Source organism: Dyadobacter sp. HNCC25DJ184 (assembly GCF_056895215.1).
Genome location: NZ_JBXHAQ010000003.1, coordinates 1 through 18,182 on the forward strand (window position 1 = coordinate 1; position 18,182 = coordinate 18,182).

Sequence of the window (18,182 nt, forward strand, 5' to 3'; positions counted from 1 at the left end):
ATCGCGCCAAAATAATGGAATTTTCGATAATAGAATACTAAGGTTAGATCTATTCAGGAAGATCCTCCCTTCCAAATGTGGTGAGTTCAGTGAGTTTGTCGGAGAGTTGTTTTACGCGAATCGCCAATTTTCAACTGACGCAATTCCCTTGTCATTCACACCAGAAAATAATGATATTGTACATCCTGTGTTGGTTGTTACTCAAATCTGAGTGGCATTTTTCACTTATGAATGGTATCAGCAGACAGAAAAAAATATGTTACTTTTCTACCAATATCTTCCAAATATCACACAAGATTCTCCTTTTACTACGACGAGGAGATAGGTGTTCACTTTTTGAACTCAGTACATAAAGAGAAAATCAAAAATGACAATCCAAGACTTGCTTAGTCTTAATGCTATTCTGATTTATGAAAAAGCTGAGATTGGTATCCCACATCGTATTTCTTGAATAAGTCTTTTCTGAATTCATACCAGTCGGTATGTTTCTTCATTAGCTCTATACTTTCATCTCTGAATTGCATCAACATTTCGATTCCCTTGTCATTTAAAAAATGGTATAATTTCCCTTTACGTACATAACTACCAGGGAGTTTTGGGTTCATAACGCGTAATGCAGGGAGAACATCTTTATGAAACCGAGAATAAATGACCTCATTAATCCACTTTCCCACTATCGCTGGCTTGTGAAAGTCATTGGGGTTCAGAGTATCCCATTTGTTTAGTCGATAAATTTCGCTAAAAAATGGCACATCATTAGGGAACATAGCCTCGTACTTTCTTTGGACAGCACTTAGTAAGGATTTTATTTCCCCTATGGAAAGCGTTACTCCATTTATTTCTATGGTAGTATCCTGAAGCACCTTTTTTCGCTTCCGCTTTGCCTTAGCTAAATCATCCGTTTGCTGAATTAGCATACCAGCAAGAAATAATCGCTCTTGGCGTGACTCCTCGCTAATTTCCGGTTGTTTAACCTCTTTTAAATCATTTTGTTCTTTTTTAACGATTTCGATTGCCGAGGATAATAGCGCAAGCTTTTCTTCTTCCTTTTTCATGATGTAACTGTATTATATGATTTGTGTGCAAAAGTGGGAACTAGTAACTCAATACGCTCGTGCTCCTTCCAAGATATGTCCAAAGGTTTTTCGCACTCGTCAAGATCAGGAGAAAAAACACGAGCTCTCGCCCAAGCAGACCTATCCGACTTACTCGCATTGAACGCATGAAATGCGTAGATTAGGCTTTTATGAATCTGATTTTCGGCTGCAAACTCAGCTATAAATGTTTCATCATTGATTAGCCTCTTTACAATCTTCATCTTATCTTCTGAAAACAGATATTCTTTGGCGAAATTATCCGCCTCGGCTTCTCGCTCTCTAACTGATAGTTTCTCATTTGAATCGTCAGTAAGGTGATATCTATTCTCTTTAATCTCCTCCCAGTCAAACAGCACGTGGTACAATTCATGAATCAGTGCAAACCACAACGTAGAATAGAATCCTTGATAATTCGTCAAAATGATCGAAGGATTTCCATTATGATTAAATGTAGCTCCCCTCAATTGTAGAGTTAACATCGACGGCTGGTACAAGACGGTCAGTCCCAAATCAAAAAGCTCCCGTGATATTTCTAAAAGCCCCTTTTGGACATTCATTGTATACCACCTAATTTTTGGAAAAAGTCTAATTAGTGCCTCTCGATCAAAAGGGTTAGGGTTTCGTATCTCAGAAAGAGAGGCTTGAGCCGCACTAATCCAAAATGCTCTTGTAGCATTATTATCTACTTTTCTTGAACCTGAACTAAAGGCTACATCAACCGTCGGTCTCTTATATTCAAATATTGAGCGTAATCCTAATCTAGCAGTAATCCTTTCACGAATGTGTTTGAAGTCTCTAATATTGTCTATCACGCCAGCCTTTTTTAAAACAGTGAGATCAAAATTCTCATTTATAAAATGAATTTCGTCAGAAGATATATTGATCATTGGGAAATTCTTTTCGATTAATTCCACATACATTTCAACTACCTCTGATTTCGATATTTGTAAGAAATGAGAAAGTTTTATCAGATTTAAAACGTCTACTTGCTTTTGGGATCCGTTCAATATTCCCTTCATTGTCCTAGACTGTACCTCCATTACATCGAATGCATCGGTGGCAGAAATTTTCAATTCATTCAACTTATTATCAAACAGATCTTTGAGAGTCGGTTTTTGTGGTTTTAATCCACTCAACAGTGCTTCGATATCCGTGAACTTGTTATTCATTGAGCTTACTCCTTAATTTAATTGTACTTATACAAACCCAAATATATATCAAAAAATGACATATTCTTAATTTATGACAGAAAAATTGTAAATCTGCACCTAAATTTTTCGCTAGCCAGATTGTGTGATTCTTAGTGCAAGATAACAAATGTGACCGCTACTAGATCAATACACCTTTCATATGATAACTTGATATGACTATCTTATGTATCACGAACAATGCTTCACGACTAATATAAATTGGATGTAACCTCAATAACATTGTTTCTGATTAAGGAAGCATTATTTTGATTTTTAATGCATCTATCACAAAAATGAGGCGCGCCGGTTTTGGTGCCTTATACAAACATTAAAAATTTTGCATTCAGGCAATGTCTTTGACCGAAGCACTGGCCCCTGTGTTGGTTATCAACTGACTGTGAGCTTTTTCGTTTTATGCAAACTCTTTTCTTTTCTCTCAGCCTGATCTAAGAGCAGTGCCATACCCAATCGTTTTTCCAGATTAGCTAACGAGTATTCCCTTCCGATCTGCGACCCTTTGAGTTTCATACCATTTTTGGTGTTCATAAACGCTATGCCTCTGCCCAAATAGGTTTTGTAACCCTGTTTTTCAAGCTGTGATTTCAGCTCTTCAACACTCTTGACAGCAGACAACTGCTGATCGATCATTTCTTTTAGTCTGAGGATCGCTTTGTTGGTTTGTCTGTTTTCCTGTCTGTTCTCATCGGTCAGATGCATTTCCGGCGTGATTGACAAGCCTAGTTCCAACTCTATTCTACGGCAGAATTTTCCAGTACGCGCATAATTATTGAAATGATCCGCCGTGTTCTTTCCGTTATAATTAATACGATTGGCGACCAAATGGAAGTGCGCATGCATCGTGTCCGTGTGCCGGAATACCAGCATCTGGTTCTGCTCAAAACCGAAGTCTTTGGCAAATTCGGCAGTGATCTGCCGGATCTTATCATCGCCCGGATTCTCACCGGGCGGAAAACTAAACGACTGGTGCCAGACAAATTTATTGAGCTTTGTATTCTTGTCACGGTTGTCTAAAAATTGCTTGATCAGATTATCAATATCAAATCTTCCATCAGGCAGTTTTTGAAGTGCCAGGTGCTGGATGTAGACAAGCTCCCCGCGAACATCGTCCGGCCCAACTATCTTACTCTGCTGTGGTGTGAGGTGTTTGTCGTAGTAGCAATACTCAATGATCCGTTTTGCGTAATTTCCCAGTTTCACTTGCCCAATCATAATCTTCTGTTTTTAATCAGCTCCTCGGCTGCCTGTCTGATCATTTCATAGACTGCTGCTGGCTGGGTGTTTTCTGATTCTTTCCAAATCGGTAAAAGCTCATCAGGTATTTCGTCTTTCAGATAATGCGCTTCGTATTTTTTCAAAAGTTCACCGCTGGCCTGATACAGATGCTGAGTCTTTTCCATTACACTGGTTTTGTTCTCTGTCTGTGGCAAAACAATATCCAGATAACTATACAACTGAGATGTCCAGTCCTGAATATCAGACAAAGTCTTACGCACCGTTCTAAGCTCAAAGTCCTCAAATGCAAAAAGCATGATCAGTTTAGAAAGCAGTCTGACCTGCTGGCTGCTTTGCTGCCATTGGCGGGAAAGTATATCAGCACTGGATGCTTTTAATACCGCGAGTGAGAGAATTCCGCTGAGCTTTTCAAGGATCAAAATCGTTTCAGCCGTCTTAGCAGGAAGTGATTTTTTCTGAGGTCTTTTAATGGGTGTGTCCAATGCCAGTGTCAAAAAGAATTGACTGGCTGAAAGCCCGCTCTTTTCGATCAGCACATTGACGCGCTGCTTTTCATCGGCAGTAGCCCATACGGAAAAATGAGACCTTCTGACAACCTTTTCGCTTTTAGGCGGCCTGCCTTTTTGTTTTTTATTTTCCATCATCTTTAAGATTTAAAATGGTCTGTCACAATGAGCTATGAGCCCAAAGGCGAATAGCGAGGGGGTCAAGGGGGCGTAGCCCCTTGCAAGCTCCCGCCGGTCGCCGTTTTTCACGGCGTACCGGCGATAGCTTGTTTTGGTAAAACCAACGCCAAGGCTCATAGAAGTTTACAAATGGCCACTTTTGGCAGCCAAAGTTTAAGAAAGTTCACAAAAGTTCACTTGCAGATTTTCAGACGCTATTTTAAACCCAGAGGCACCAGAACCCGTTTTTTTTGATGATCGTAGATGTAATCTTTTCCGATCGTGGTACCGCCCTTTTTAGGCAGCGGGTACAGAACGAGGTAATTGACTCCATCTTTTTCAAGGATCTCACCTTTCTGAATAAGAGCCACATAATCCGAAACATTTTCGTAGGTGTCGAGGACCTCTTTTTTTTGCTTGTAATCCTGACTATTACTGGTATACCAAAAAATCAGGATCGAGACCACAATACCAGCAACGGCAGCCGGAGCGGTTATACCAAGCCCAAAGAATAAGGCTTCACGGTCGCTTTTGAAATGAATGGACTTGTGACTTCCTCTAATTTGTGCTGCTGCTTTGCTGATCTCCAGAACCGACATCTTCACACTGCTTTCAAACTGCCTGAAATTTTCATGCATTTCGTGAAACAGAATAGGCGACCACTTATCCATTAGTCTGCCGTATTTCTCCGTATACCTGCCCCGGATACGGTCTACTTCTTCCTTACTGACCTGGTTCATCATTGAAATTATTTTCAAGTTCCGTTTCCAGACATATCTGTGCTCCAAATGGATACTCATCAAGACTGTAACCATTTCTGATTCCATCCAGTATCTGGTTACCCAGAAGCGTATCGGCATCAAAGTCGCCGAACTGCCGTAGTTCAAGGCCAAACCTGGTGCAGTTGTCAGACAGCTCGAGGGCTAGCTTGGGAAACTGGCTGAATGTGTTGATGTTCTGCCAGACAATGACCCGGAACCGTCCCTGTGTCACCTGTATCATTTTTTCAAGGTATTCAACGCAGGCCCGGTAAGCACCACCACCTGCGATGATGATATGAAAAATAGCTTCATTGCCCAGCCTGTCACACCAGGTTTTAAAGTTCAGGTCCCTGGAAAGCAGAGAAGGAAACTGTTCGCTTTCCGGAGCTCCAAAATCCATAAAGATTTCGTTGAAGGGCGCTTTAACCAGGCTTTCTACGTAGCCGATGAAAATGTCCCGGACGATCATATCGCGTTTACCGATCAGCGAAAGGGTCTCCATCCTGGAGTCTCCCAGAAATTTTAGCTGACGGGTAGAAGTCTTTGTAGAATGATCAACATCCACAAACAGGGAAGAACCATCCCTTTCCGAAAGCGCTTTTAAATACGTAAAAAGACTTTTGCCTACACCGCCCTTGGCTTGCAGGACATAATGGAATTTGCGTTTCATTTTTTAGAGAATTTAGATTGAACAATAATATTTTCCTGTGTACTCATGGTTTCCGGGTCCGAACAAAAACTGGCAAAGCCGTCTTCGGGAGTTTCCGTTCTCAGTTTAGCAGTGACCGCTGAAACAGGACTTTGAACGATCGGTTTTGCCGTCACTGGACGTATCGTTTTGTTTTTGAAGTGAAACCGGCAGAATTTGATATCTGCTGCACATACCATCTCAGCCTGACCGAGATCATTACAGATCATTTCGGCGATATAACTCGCTGTCAGTTTTGATGTGATCAGATCAAAGTAGAGCTCATAAAGGATCCGCCTTCTTTTCTTATCTCGCCGCTCAAAAAGGTCGATCAGTGTTTTCTTGTCCATTGATCTTCTGGTTTGAGCTTCCGTTATCCCGGCCGGTCAGTGCTATACGGCTTGCACGTAGCGGATGATAGGAAGGCTGGTAATCAATGTGGCCGTAATGTGCCAGCTCCCTGATACAGCTGTGGTAGGTAGCTATTGATCGGATTCTGGCAGATCGCATCAGAATTCTTCTGCTAATCCGGATCTGGCTTTGATCTGCCTTGCCGCAGTGATGCGCAATGGCAGCATACAAACAGATATGCACAGCCCGAAGTCTGGGATCATCCCATACTCCTTCTATCAACCCGGCTCCCGCCGGATTGATAAAGTTTTGTTTCGATGCCCGCATGATCTACCGTCTTTTAGAAGGGTCTTTTGCCAGCATTAGCTCAATGTCCTGATACTGGTAGTAAAAAATGCCGCCCACTTTGGTGTAACGCAGATGACCGTTGACCCGCAGGTTCAATAGCGTTCCAGGTGAGATGTTTAAAAGCGCACGCACCTGGGCACTTTTTAGCCATTTGCCTTGTGGGCCAGGTTTGGCGGCCGTTAGAATGGTTTTTAATTCGGTAAGAAGTTCAGTTTTAAACTGGTGCAAGTCCTCCCTCGTGATCATCTCTACATGCATGACTGCTTTTGTTTAATGGTGAAACATAAACCATGACAACAGGCCGGGTACCACGGCCCATTATCATCAAAAGCAAACATAAGAGGGGAAGGGTAAATAATAATGACCAAAACATGCTGCTGGTCAAAACAAATTTATCCATTTCGCTTTAAGTAATTGATTTTGAATAGCTTTTGAGATGAATAAATTTCGGTTCCTTTGATAAGTGTTTTATCTTTTTGTGCCGGAAAGTAGTTCCGAGCGGTGTTTACAGGGATCTCATTGTTGCCATGAAGGAAGTATTTGGCAATCATTTTATACCAGCCGCTCTGGCCAGAGCTGGTCAGAAGCTTATTTCCATCCGGCAGTTCCAATTCCTGCATCTGTTTAATCAGGTCCAAGAAGGTTGGTAAATAGTTTTCGCGGATCTGGATTTTTTTGCTCGTTTCAAACTCTTTGAGTTGCCTGTTCTCCTCTTCCAGAAAAACAACCCTGGCTTTAAGTGAAGAAATCAACTGGTCTTTTTCCATAATGACCGATTCAAGCGGCTGATGCACATGCCACTGATCGATCGAGTGAAGAAAAGATTGAAAGGATTCGAGCTTGGCTATATTGGATTGATATATCTGCTGTTTTGATGAGAACGGGTCCTGCATCTTGTAGTAGGCAATTCTCTCAGCGGTAATCCGGTAAAAGTGTGCAAAGAATTCCTGCTCTTGCTGTGGATTTGATCGGAGATAGTGATCAAGATGATATTGGTAAAACAAAGGATAATCGGCTACGCTTAGGCCATATACCTTTTTAAGTAAATGATTATAGCTGAAATGCCGTCTTTGGATCAATGGGTTTCCGATCTCAAAACGGTGCGGTGAAAAGTCAAATCTGCCTCTGATTTTAAAGTATGATCTTATCATGCCAAGACGAATTTTTAATTAAGTTACTGACAGATACTAAAAATTCCAATTCGCCGGTGAAATCAAACGACTCAATACCAGTCCAGAAAGTATTAAAAACCGCTTGATTCTAATCTTCTGCCAATAACTTCAAACTTCCATCCGACCATTTTTTTAATTCAGGAGTCTGAAAAAGTATCAGACTCCTGAAAAAACATTTAAATGTCGATGAAAACATGACCGTTGTATTCGGAGTATCCTTCCAGGAATAGGTCCCTTCCAAAGGCTTCATAGTCAAAATATCTTTCAATATTTTCAGGTACTCCTGAAAGCATTCCGGTATCTTCTACATATTGATAGGTAAATTCTGTTTTCGGATCTTTGAAAGCTCCTCCATAATATCCCTGATAAGCTTCATTAAAACTTTCCAGTGTTTCTTCCAGATCATTTCCGTTTGCTGGCCAGGATATAATATCTGAGCAGTAAATCTCAAAAGCTTCCGCTCTGTCATCATCCATTTCAGAGACTGCTTCAAAGTACTTGAATGTGTCCTCGTGCAAACTGCATTCCGAGATCAGAAAAGACGGAATATATTCCCAGTCCTGGAACATAAGTTCCGGATCAAACTCGTTCCTATGGTATTCATAACAATCCTTGTAAAACTCCTGTACATCTGAGTAATCTGAAAGATCAAACCACTTTCCGAAAAGCGATCCGGAATTGTACATCCCGTAAGTCCCTACGTAAATCTTTGGAGTGTTTTTTGAATTTTTCATCAGTGAAAGACATTTGAAGTAGCTAAGCCCGGCTCTGTGCCAAAGGGCAATCGCATGTCCCACACGAGTGAAAAATGACGGGGTTTATCCCCCAGGGTTCAAAGCCCAGACGGCGTTTAAGGAGCGGCCTTTCGCCGCGGTAAATAGCCGGCTGACGAAGTGAAGGCTTGAAGCCGTCATTTTTCACTTCGTAACTTTCGTTTGCACTGACTGGTAAACGTGCGGCTGGTTGGCTTTACAGTATCTATTAAACATATTGTAATTCACTTCGTGACTTTTTATTTTATTCTAGACCAACCTTCGATCTAAATACCTTCATAACTGGCCATAAGTCTTAGGCTTAACTAGGCATCAGCAGCAAGATGGAACTTGTTAATCGGTAACTATTTTGACTGATTGGTTGCTTATCTTAGGGGAAATTACGGTGCAAAAAAGGGTATATCCAACAGTGACCTCTTGTTCTCGATAGGTCATCTTTGCATACTTAATCAAAGCGGGAAGCAAGCCTCTGTCGATCCATTCTTTTTCAGAAGGTCCATAACACAGTTTTGCATATCGCAATTGCTAGCTGTCGTCTACACACTACCATCATATTTCGCGATTTGTAGTTGTCTCATCACAAAATTCTCATTTACAGAACATTAAACTTTTCTCTATAACATTTCCCCTCCTCTGTCGATATGAATAATAGCTTTCCTCTTATTCCAACGTTTCAAGCGCCCCTCCCGATTACATGCCTTCTTTCCGACGAAGGAAGGTTTTTCAGGCTAGCACCATCGGAATCCAGTTCCAACGACATCAGACCATCAATGAGTTGATTTAGTGTATTTTAGACAGAATCTACAATAATATCTCCGAGCCAGATTATACAAAGTTGAACTTTTGTTTTAGGAAATACGGCTTCTATGGCTTCCGGGAAACCTTTTAAGCCATCTATGCAGGCTATCAGAATGTTTTCAACACCACGTTGTTTTAAATCTGTAAGAAAAGATAGCCTAAATTTAGCGCCCTAGTTTTCAGATAGATAAACCCCAATCAAATGTTTTTTCCCCTCACGGGCTATGCCCAATATATTATAAATTGCCTTGGACTCAACGGTTCCGTTATCGCGTACTTTACAATGCATACAGTCCAAGAAAACGAAGGGATAAACGGCTTCTAATTCTAATGGCCTTTTACGCCATTCATCAGGAATTATCTTGTCCGTGATATGAGAAATCTCAGTGGCAGATATTTCCATTGCATACATTTCCTTGACATAGTCGGAGATATTACGGGACCTGTCAGCTCTTTCAGGAAGTTACTCGCCTTTCAAGATATTCCAGCTATGCTATTTTGATCTTGTACAGCATTTCTTACCCGGGCAAGATATACGGCTTTTTTAAGAATTGGAACAATCGCTCTTCATTAGCCATTTTACTGAGAAAGATCGGTGTGAATCGGAATGAAATTTTCTCACGTGTCTATCTGAGTTTCTTCATGTAATGAATCTTCGGTTTTTAGTCTACGAAAACCAGAAGGATTATTGAAATTTGACTGGCGCTCAATTATTGCCATCTCTTTACTCAATATCCCTAATGCTTCTATTTGGGAGAACATTATCAGATACTTTTGACACGGTGTCAATACCTGGCTTTGGACTACCTGTATTATGCTTCGCCCAACAAGCTTTTATTAAGTATTCAGTATCAACAAGCTCAGCGGTAGTCATAAATTTGGTTGAGTAACTATTTGTAAGGTGAGAAAATAAGTCACCTAAATAAAAGGAGTTTTTGTCTACTTTTTCGATATAATTTAAAACCGAGTCTTTCCAACCCTTTGGCAGTGTCGAACATTCCAATAAGATAATTATGTGACGAATATTTGGATCAGGAAACTCAATCATGTATTTTCTTAGTAATAATATCAGTTTATCGGAAAAAATGTCATCTTTATTCCATAGGGTCAAGTTGTACGGCAAGGATCTTATTATATTTTTTAGGCATTCATTGAATTCTTTCGGGAATTCGTCTGTAAGTTTAAATCTAGCTCCACCAACACCTCCGAAGCCGTTTCTTGCGAGTACGGGAGCAATCAAAAAAAGAACTCTAATTGTTTCTTGCCATCCCAAAAATATTTTTTCAATCAATTGTTCTTTTAGTTTGCTTGATATAAACTCACTATTTCTCAATGCCCGTGAAGCCGATTTTGTCAGGTCCATTAAGTTTTTTACTTCATATTCTTCAAGAAAGGTATTGATTGTTTGGGTATATGGCTTAATACTGTTATAATGTCGATCGGCAACTACATCTTTAATTTCATCAGGCAACTTTGAATTTTGAACATTCTCTATTAACTGATCCTGAGTCATTCCGATTTTAGTTTCATTAAATGACCATTTTATATCTTTGAACGGATTGTAATCTTCGTCTAAACCCACCCTACTATGTACTGTTTGAGACAAAGAATCTAAATCATCAATTAACATTCTTGCAACGTCTTCTCTGGCTCCGTCAATACCAGTGTAAAATTCGATAATTTCCGGAAAATATAGCGAATGCTTTTTCTTAAACATGAACTCAGCAAATTCTGGTGCGATTTTCATTCGAAACGCTGCGAAATAATAGATCCAATAAGTGAATCGAAATTTTAAACTTCCATTGAAATTTACTATTATCTGATTATTTTTTAGTACACTAAGTAAATCGTAAGTATTAGTTGTATTATAATTATCCTTACAAAATGGAGTACACACATCTTGAAACTGTGATTCAGTAAAAAACTCCCTATCATTTTTTAAAAGATGCTCGCAAAAATACCCCAAAATAAAACTACAATTTTCTTCGTCAAGTGTATTTCCATAGAAGAGTTTGCCGGGGTTATCAAAAATAACCTTCAAGATGTGGCCAAATACCTTTGATCTGTTAATTGGACGTTCTTCGAAATTATTAAGAAATGCTATTAATATTTGAAGGCAATTTAATGGCGTTCTGTGGATATTTAGGTCGATCAAGTCGATGTCTAGTCTTTCAAGAACACGATTCTCATCTCCAATTTGACTATCTACATTGAGATGTCTAACTATATTTCGGAGGCCAATTCTTTTTAACTCAGACAAGTAAAGTGGTTCAAATCCTTCATGGCTTTCATCGGAATCAAGGCCTTCAAGAATAATGTTATCTTGAAAATTTGATAGAATAATCATGCGAGAATTAGGTGCTTTTCTTCTCAGATTTTCTAAAATTTTACGCGAATCTTTTAGTGTATTTCGCCAATTGTCTAATAAAACACATTCGATTAAGCCAAGGTCATAATTGAAATCTATAAGAGCGTCCTCCAGGTCTGCATGATATTTTGAATAGGTCCAATTATTTGTGTCCAAATATAGCCATTTTTCATTCCTTATCTGCCACGCTTTAATTGTAAGGTACCTTGCGTAACAAGTTAGACCAAATTGAGGTGCGGCAATGATTTGGTAATTTTTTTTGGAATTAATTACATTTATGTAATCTAAATTTTCGCCATCATTTTCTATAACTAAGTTTAAAGGTTTTGTTCTCAAAGTTCTTTCAATCCATTGAGGTGTTATTGAATATGATTTCATTGCCTTTTGAAAATAATTAAAGAGCTTCTGAGAAATCAAATCTTGATTCGTATTCTCAGTTTTTCTGAAAGAAACTATTCCGTTTTCCGAGCTTGAAAAGTCTCGTCCCGCCATAAATTTTCTCTGCCTTCTGACCCACTGCCTATATTCAATGGAATCTAAAATTCCTTTTTCAAAATTCAATATCGAATATCCATTTAAATCAGTTTTATCGGAAAATAGTTGTGGAGATCCCATCTTTATCACTCCTTTGTTCTCAATTATGTAGTCTTGTGTTAGCTCCTGCTCGTGTATATGTCCAGATATTAGTATATCAATATCACTGGTTAGCATTGATTTGATTTCCGATTTTGCGAAATTTGTTAGATAATCGAGGGGATGATGCATTACCAAAACTTTCGTTCTTCCATTATTCTCTTGTATCCATTTATTTATACCTGAGGTCTCGATTTTCAATAGTCCTCTGTCTTCAACATTCTTGTAACCTCCATAGCAAAAAAGAGAGCAGTTTAAAAAAAATATTGAGATTTCAGGGATAGGATTGTCGTAGTATCCTAAAAGATTAAAATTTGGTAGATGAAGTCTATTTTTACAAAAATTCTCGTAAAATGATAACTTCTTTGTGAAAATATTGTCTTTTATTTTAATAAAGTCATTGAAAGCTGACTCAGTAAACTTTTTTTGAACAAGCTCATTATGCTCATCGAAATTAGCCTCTACAATTTTTCTATTCACATCGTGATTCCCTGGTGAACAATATATATTTTTTATTGGTATGACTTTAGCTAATTTAACTATGAATTGTTCGAAAAACTGATCAAATACATTGTCTGAATTTCCCTTGTTAACTAGATCGCCCGAAATTATACAGTATGTATTTTCTCTATTTTTTGGGTCAACCTTGTTGTGCAAGTCCGTAAAGAATGATTTTATTATAAGTCCTTGATTTTCTGGTTCGTTGTTTTCGAAGTGAATATCTGAAATATGTATTATTCTTAATGTGTCCATTTTTAATAATTGATATAGTTTTCAATAGTATTGTTACATTGAGTGTATTGCAATGTGATTATTTTGACTGGACTACAAGGTGTTGTTTGTGTCCCAACTTGGAAACCTGCCCGTTTTCATTATTACACCTTTTTGAAAATAATGCATATGAATAGTTAAGTGCCTCTGTTGCCCTTCGTCAAAAGAAGTAGCATCTTAGTTCTTACTATATCTATTTTAGTTGCAGGTATAATGGCATGTTCTTTCGTTGAAATTTTTGTAAAAAAATTTAATTGTGTCTTGTGTATTTTTCTCGTAAATTCAATATTGAATGCTTGTTAGTAGGAAAATCGTTGAACCGGCTCATTGAATTAGGGCTTGCCATCATGTTTTTGAATAGCGTTCTGCACATTTTGCTCATTTTCACTGAGTTTACTTCAGTTGGACTAACAGACCCACCACATTCATCCCTCTTATTATAGCTGCATTGTTAATTTGGAGCCCAAAGATTTTCTGCCTGAGCATATTGGATGGGGCTTTGCCAGGCAAATTATCAATGTAAATAGCTTTGCTTTCTCATGTTCCTGACGTTTTTTTCCCAAAGTCGCAAAGCGACGCCACCATGTTAATTGAGGTTTTTGGGATATGTATACCGGCTGTAATCTGTATGCGCAGCAATCGGGTTATAATCCAAAGTGCTAAGACAAGTTCTTAATATTCAAAAGAATGGAGTTTTTGTTTCGAGAGGAAGATATAATAATGATGACCTTAAGGAATCACAAAAAGCCCATCGCCGTTGTTAAACATTTATTATACCAACATTAATTTGCCGCTAACACGTAATTATATAGCGTGTTTTTATCCTCAAATACAATGGTAAATGAATCTGAATCATATCTAATCACACGATATCTCGTCTCTTTGCCTTTGTTTAGCTTCCCGACTACAAAAAATAGTTTCCCGTCCATCGTAACTCCCGAAAGCTCAAAATTTCCTTTGAATGGAATCTCAGAGGCATCCTTTGCATTGCTATAAAGGGTAATTTTTTCTCGGCCGTCAAACTTCTTCTTACTTGCGATAAGTTTTTCAAAACCCATCTTATCTGGTAGGTTGTTTGAGTAGGCTACCCCGGATAAACTGGTCTCAGCCGCCTTGCTAGACCAATACCCTGTCTGGGCACCAGCTGAGTTGAGCTGTGTCATGTACACAATGTTAGCCCCTACCATAGCGGCCTGTATTTTGAGCTTCTTAAAAGCTCTGTCTTTTATACGTTCCATTCCAGTTAGGGTAGTGCCACCCTGGGCTTTTGAACTAATGTCTCCGAGTTTGAATAATCCTTTTACTTCACTCTCAACTTGGGATATTGAGACTAGCTCCCAATCCTTAATACCATCAACTTTTTTAAAATTTGTGGTTTCTGAGAACATTTGAACTCTACCAGACTTAAACACAATTTTTTGTATGGCATTTTTGAAAATACTATTAGAGATATCTTCCTTTGGATAATTAAATTTCACCGCGTCAACACCAACCTCTTTGATGTCGACTATAAGCTTCTCATTAGCGAGGTAAATGGTATCAAGTTGAGCGAAGCAAACAGAGGTTACGATGGAGAGAAAAATTGTAAAGCTTATTTTCATGATAATAAAACAGATGAATAGGTAAAGATATGCGGCAAAGATAGGTAATTGTTATAGGTTAGTGCGAGAAGCCAAACACATTCAGTGCCGCAAATAAATCCTCTTCAAAAACCACTTCCGGTCCAACCCCTTTTTTCTTCATATTCATGGCCTTTTCAACCTTTCGCCCATACATTTCAAATGCCCAGGCAGGGTTTCGAACATCGCATATCACCAGGTAGTGGAGCTTTGCAGTGACTGAATCGGCGGCAATGCCTCCGTACATTTCAACAATCTGCGCCAGTTCCTTTCGCGCATACCTGGAAGATTCCCCGGTGAAACAGAAACTGCATTCCTGAATCAGGATAGAAACCTGCTGTTCCGATAGCTTGACCGGAACAGTAATCTTTTCCCGTACTACCAATTTGATGGATGATACCGAATGGCAGAATGTGAGCAGTTCATTGTGCTCGTTTGCAGATAACTGCCCCTCGACTTTGATGCGATCAATGGCTGGCAGCAAGGTGTCAAAAGGCCACGTTTTAAAAAGTGATGCATTTTCGGAAGACCAGTTGCCCAAGGCAGTGAGTTCTTCGATGTTTATTGTTTTGTCTGCTGAAATCCCGGCCAGAAACCCACCGAGCTGCTGCGTTGATGATGTGATCACATCATAATAAGGATTTTGGTTGTAATCCAGATAGTTCTTGCAAAGCCAGATCAAGTCTTCAGCTTCTTCCGTCGTTACAACGCCATCCCTTATAATGGAATTGATTTTGGCGACAAACTTGTTGTAGGGAGCTTTGGTCTGCAAGCTGGAAACAGAGCTGATCCACGCGCGGAGCATGTCGATCTCACTGTCATTAATGTGACCATCAGCCTGAATGCCAACGATTAGCCCATAAAGCGTATTTAAATCTTTGTGAACCTGAGCGGGCCCGCAAAACTGGCGGAACGAGCCGTTGTCATAACTGTCGAAGTAAGATGTATTAAGCATTGGAGGATTCTAGGTTTATGGCAACAAGTGTGTTTAGTATTCAATCTACTTGAAAAAAGGTTGACAACTTATTAAACGATTTAAGTTACCTGGAAGAGCCCAAAATCAGGCCATAACGCTGACTTTTTTGAATTCACAAGTCACTGATAGTCGTTTCAACTCGTCCCTAGACAGCGGATTCTTCACGACTTCCTTCTTCATCAGCTTGAAACCTTGAAGTGGATCCTTTTCAGCCATTTGTTATTGACGCAGATCAGCACAATCTTTTTCAAGTTACTTATGTATTTGATCGCCGAGTTATGATTGCACCCTCGAGCACTATGCAGCCAGAAATTGAATTCAGTAATGAATTCAAAGTTCAGATCTTTAATTGCCATATCATCCTTCTTGTATTTCCACTTGATGAAGGAAGCAGTGTGTTCCATAGCCGTCTTGTAAATTTTCAAAGTGAGTGGTGCGAACTCTTGGCCAACCAGAGCTTCCATCTGCTCATTATGGTGCGCAAAGACTTCGAGGATTGTCCGGGTTTCATTGCTTTTGCCGAGCAATATGTTTTTAAGCCCTTCTGCTAAAATTTCTTTGTCATCTTCAGTAAGAATCTTCTTGGCCTGGTACACTTTGGCAGTAAGCATGTCCAAATACGCATTGAGCGTTTTTGCGTCTTCCTTGTTTCCGGCGGGACGTCCGACTGAGGAACTCCACCTTTCAGTATTCCGTAACTTCTTGGTAGATAGCTCGGCGACCTTTCAGTCGACAGTAATTCGCAGATAGATGTAGCGAATTGTTCCTTTATGATTTCTGGCAGGCTTTAAATAGTAAAGCACACAAAATGTTTTCTCCAACATAAGACAAGCATTTAAAAGTGGTTAAATATCGAATTACCACGCTTGCCAATCAAGTTGTCTACCGCGTAAACATTTTGCTACCAATTTGTTATGCCGTTTCCAGTGAGTCTTTTTCTCAAAGTGAGTGAATTACACGAAAGACTCACTGGAAACATGGGAATTTTTGTATTTTTTGATATAATCTGAAAATCAAAACTGCCTGCAAATCAAGGATTTGCAGGCAGTTTGTTTGACTTTGAACTTATTCCAAGGGATGGAGACGGGACTAGAACTCTTATTCCCGTTAATATCTAAATTTAATAAAAACAATAATCCTCACTTACTCTTTAAAAATTTGTTTTTCAATGCAAGCATATCTTTGCTCACCTTAATGTCCAGAATCTTTGCATAAATCTGTGTAGTACGAATATTAGTATGCCCGAGCATCTTCGAAACCGTTTCAATCGGAACTCCGTTCTGTAAAGTAACAGTTGTGGCAAAGGTATGCCGGGCAACATGGCAGGTCATCGTTTTATTGATGCCACACAGCACCGCAATTTCTTTTAAATATTCATTCATCTTCTGGTTGCTCGGCACAGGTAATAGATTTTCTTTCAGAAGACAAAAAGGATGATTTTTGTATTGATCAATAATCTTCCAAGCCTCGGGTAATAAAGGAATATGGCAGTTTTGATCTGTTTTTACCCGCTGCGAGGTTAGCCAATGCTCTCCATCAAAACCTACCGAAATGTCGGAGGCTTTTAGTTTCTGTACATCACTGTAAGCAAGCCCGGTATAACAGCAAAACAAGAATGTATCCCTAACCTGCGAAAGCCGTTCAGAAATAAATTCCTTGCTGGCTATCAACTCAATCTCCTGCTTTGTCAATATAGCTTTATCCACCTTTTTGTATTTACCCTTGAAATTCGCAAACGGATCTATTTGGATCCAGCTGTTATTCAGGCAAATATTAAGAATCTTGCGAAACATCTTCATGTGTTTGACGACCGCATTATTGCCCATTTTGCGAACGGTTCGCAAATAGAACTCGTAGTCCGTCACAAAGGCAAAGTCGATTTTCTTGATATCGAAATCCGAAGTCTTATATCTATCCTTTAGAAAGGCCACTGTATGACGTTCCAGAACTCTATAACGTTTCAGAGTGCCGGCTGCATATTCAGTACCTACAAGTGCTTCCATACGCTGGTTATGGTCCTTGATAATACCTAAGATCATTCTCGGCTTTTCAATACGACCAAGATATTTACTCCTAAGAGATTCAGCGGTTACTATTTCACCACTTCTTACAAGTTCGCTGTGTGCATCAAATAACTTCTGTTGCAAATTGGCAAAATAAGCATTTACTGAGCGAGCGTCCTCCTTACTCCCTGACATCCTCCCGGATTTAGCATTCCACCGTTTAGGATCGCATTGCCTTCCTGTCGTCATTTCTGCTCTTTTCGAATTGATTGTAATTCTCAGATAAACCGGGACCTCGCCGCCTTCATAATTCTTTTGCTTTTTCAAATAGAAAAGCAGACTGAAATTTGTCTTCATAACTTTTTAGTTAAAAGGTTAAACAAAGTTAGTCTTGCAAATCCGGCAGCACAAGATGTCCATTCTATGAACAAGCTGTGGCACAATTGGTTAAGTCAATTCTGGTGAGTTTCAGAATGCTGGAATTTACTCACCGAATCACTCACCTTTTTTTTGAGAATTATTGAATATTTTGAGGTGCTTTCCAAAAACAAAACTCCTGCAATGTTTTGATTTGCAGGAGTTTAATGTATTTTGATATTGTTTGGAGTGATCCCGCTGGGATTCGAACCCAGGACCCATACATTAAAAGTGTATTGCTCTACCAGCTGAGCTACGGAATCTTGCAAGGTTTTGGATTAGCCGGGGCGTTTTCCGT

At 39.3% G+C, this 18,182-nt stretch carries 17 protein-coding genes, 1 tRNA gene and 1 pseudogene; 1 reads left to right on the forward strand and 18 read right to left on the reverse strand.

The genetic code is table 11. The features are described from left to right. Positions 1-211: hypothetical protein (locus AC1XUD_RS05165; RefSeq protein ID WP_483359901.1), on the forward strand; the 211-nt coding region annotated here is incomplete at its 5' end. A gap of 187 nt (positions 212-398) precedes the next feature. On the opposite strand, the gene AC1XUD_RS05170 is transcribed toward AC1XUD_RS05165, so the two are convergent. The 18 genes and pseudogenes from AC1XUD_RS05170 to AC1XUD_RS05255 form a co-directional block, all read right to left on the reverse strand. Then, positions 399-1,055, reverse strand: a complete 657-nt coding sequence (locus AC1XUD_RS05170) for a P63C domain-containing protein (RefSeq protein ID WP_483359902.1) — start codon at positions 1,053-1,055, stop codon at positions 399-401. Beyond that, complete coding sequence (locus AC1XUD_RS05175; protein ID WP_483359903.1) at positions 1,052-2,266, reverse strand: ImmA/IrrE family metallo-endopeptidase; 1,215 nt, start codon at positions 2,264-2,266, stop codon at positions 1,052-1,054. Before AC1XUD_RS05175 ends, AC1XUD_RS05170 begins: the two co-directional genes overlap by 4 nt. 408 nt (positions 2,267-2,674) lie before the next feature. Then, positions 2,675-3,517: a relaxase/mobilization nuclease domain-containing protein gene (locus tag AC1XUD_RS05180; protein ID WP_483359904.1), complete on the reverse strand. Its 843-nt coding sequence runs from the start codon at positions 3,515-3,517 to the stop codon at positions 2,675-2,677. Then, complete coding sequence (locus AC1XUD_RS05185) at positions 3,514-4,185, reverse strand: plasmid mobilization protein (RefSeq protein ID WP_483359905.1); 672 nt, start codon at positions 4,183-4,185, stop codon at positions 3,514-3,516. Before AC1XUD_RS05185 ends, AC1XUD_RS05180 begins: the two co-directional genes overlap by 4 nt. A gap of 236 nt (positions 4,186-4,421) precedes the next feature. Then, a complete protein-coding gene (locus tag AC1XUD_RS05190; protein ID WP_483359906.1) occupies positions 4,422-4,949 on the reverse strand; it encodes a hypothetical protein in 528 nt (175 codons plus the stop codon). Beyond that, positions 4,930-5,637 (reverse strand): P-loop NTPase family protein, encoded by a 708-nt coding sequence (locus tag AC1XUD_RS05195; RefSeq protein ID WP_483359907.1) that lies wholly within the window; start codon positions 5,635-5,637, stop codon positions 4,930-4,932. The genes AC1XUD_RS05190 and AC1XUD_RS05195 overlap by 20 nt, the downstream gene beginning before the upstream one ends. After that, positions 5,634-6,005, reverse strand: coding sequence for a hypothetical protein (locus tag AC1XUD_RS05200; RefSeq protein WP_483359908.1), 372 nt, complete (start codon positions 6,003-6,005; stop codon positions 5,634-5,636). The genes AC1XUD_RS05195 and AC1XUD_RS05200 overlap by 4 nt, the downstream gene beginning before the upstream one ends. Beyond that, positions 5,974-6,333 (reverse strand): hypothetical protein, encoded by a 360-nt coding sequence (locus tag AC1XUD_RS05205; protein ID WP_483359909.1) that lies wholly within the window; start codon positions 6,331-6,333, stop codon positions 5,974-5,976. Before AC1XUD_RS05205 ends, AC1XUD_RS05200 begins: the two co-directional genes overlap by 32 nt. A 3-nt stretch (positions 6,334-6,336) precedes the next feature. Continuing rightward, positions 6,337-6,612, reverse strand: coding sequence for a helix-turn-helix domain-containing protein (locus AC1XUD_RS05210; protein WP_483359910.1), 276 nt, complete (start codon positions 6,610-6,612; stop codon positions 6,337-6,339). A 134-nt stretch (positions 6,613-6,746) separates the two neighbouring features. After that, a complete protein-coding gene (locus AC1XUD_RS05215; protein WP_483359911.1) occupies positions 6,747-7,505 on the reverse strand; it encodes a hypothetical protein in 759 nt (252 codons plus the stop codon). Positions 7,506-7,702: 197 nt separating this feature from the next. Further along, positions 7,703-8,260: an antirestriction protein ArdA gene (locus AC1XUD_RS05220; RefSeq protein WP_483359912.1), complete on the reverse strand. Its 558-nt coding sequence runs from the start codon at positions 8,258-8,260 to the stop codon at positions 7,703-7,705. 862 nt (positions 8,261-9,122) lie between these two features. After that, positions 9,123-9,536: pseudogene (locus tag AC1XUD_RS05225) on the reverse strand (IS256 family transposase); the annotation flags it as partial. 285 nt (positions 9,537-9,821) lie between these two features. Next, complete coding sequence (locus tag AC1XUD_RS05230) at positions 9,822-12,851, reverse strand: metallophosphoesterase (protein ID WP_483359913.1); 3,030 nt, start codon at positions 12,849-12,851, stop codon at positions 9,822-9,824. A gap of 800 nt (positions 12,852-13,651) precedes the next feature. Next, entirely contained in the window at positions 13,652-14,470 is an 819-nt protein-coding gene (locus tag AC1XUD_RS05235) for a hypothetical protein (RefSeq protein ID WP_483359914.1), read from the reverse strand. A gap of 58 nt (positions 14,471-14,528) precedes the next feature. Further along, on the reverse strand, positions 14,529-15,443 hold the full coding sequence (locus AC1XUD_RS05240; RefSeq protein WP_483359915.1) for a BRCT domain-containing protein: 915 nt from the start codon (positions 15,441-15,443) through the stop codon (positions 14,529-14,531). 200 nt (positions 15,444-15,643) lie between these two features. Continuing rightward, positions 15,644-16,075, reverse strand: a complete 432-nt coding sequence (locus tag AC1XUD_RS05245) for a phage integrase SAM-like domain-containing protein (RefSeq protein ID WP_483359916.1) — start codon at positions 16,073-16,075, stop codon at positions 15,644-15,646. A gap of 528 nt (positions 16,076-16,603) precedes the next feature. Next, on the reverse strand, positions 16,604-17,824 hold the full coding sequence (locus AC1XUD_RS05250; protein WP_483359917.1) for a site-specific integrase: 1,221 nt from the start codon (positions 17,822-17,824) through the stop codon (positions 16,604-16,606). 250 nt (positions 17,825-18,074) lie between these two features. Next, positions 18,075-18,147: transfer RNA gene (locus tag AC1XUD_RS05255), tRNA-Lys, on the reverse strand. Between the last annotated feature and the right edge of the window lie 35 nt (positions 18,148-18,182).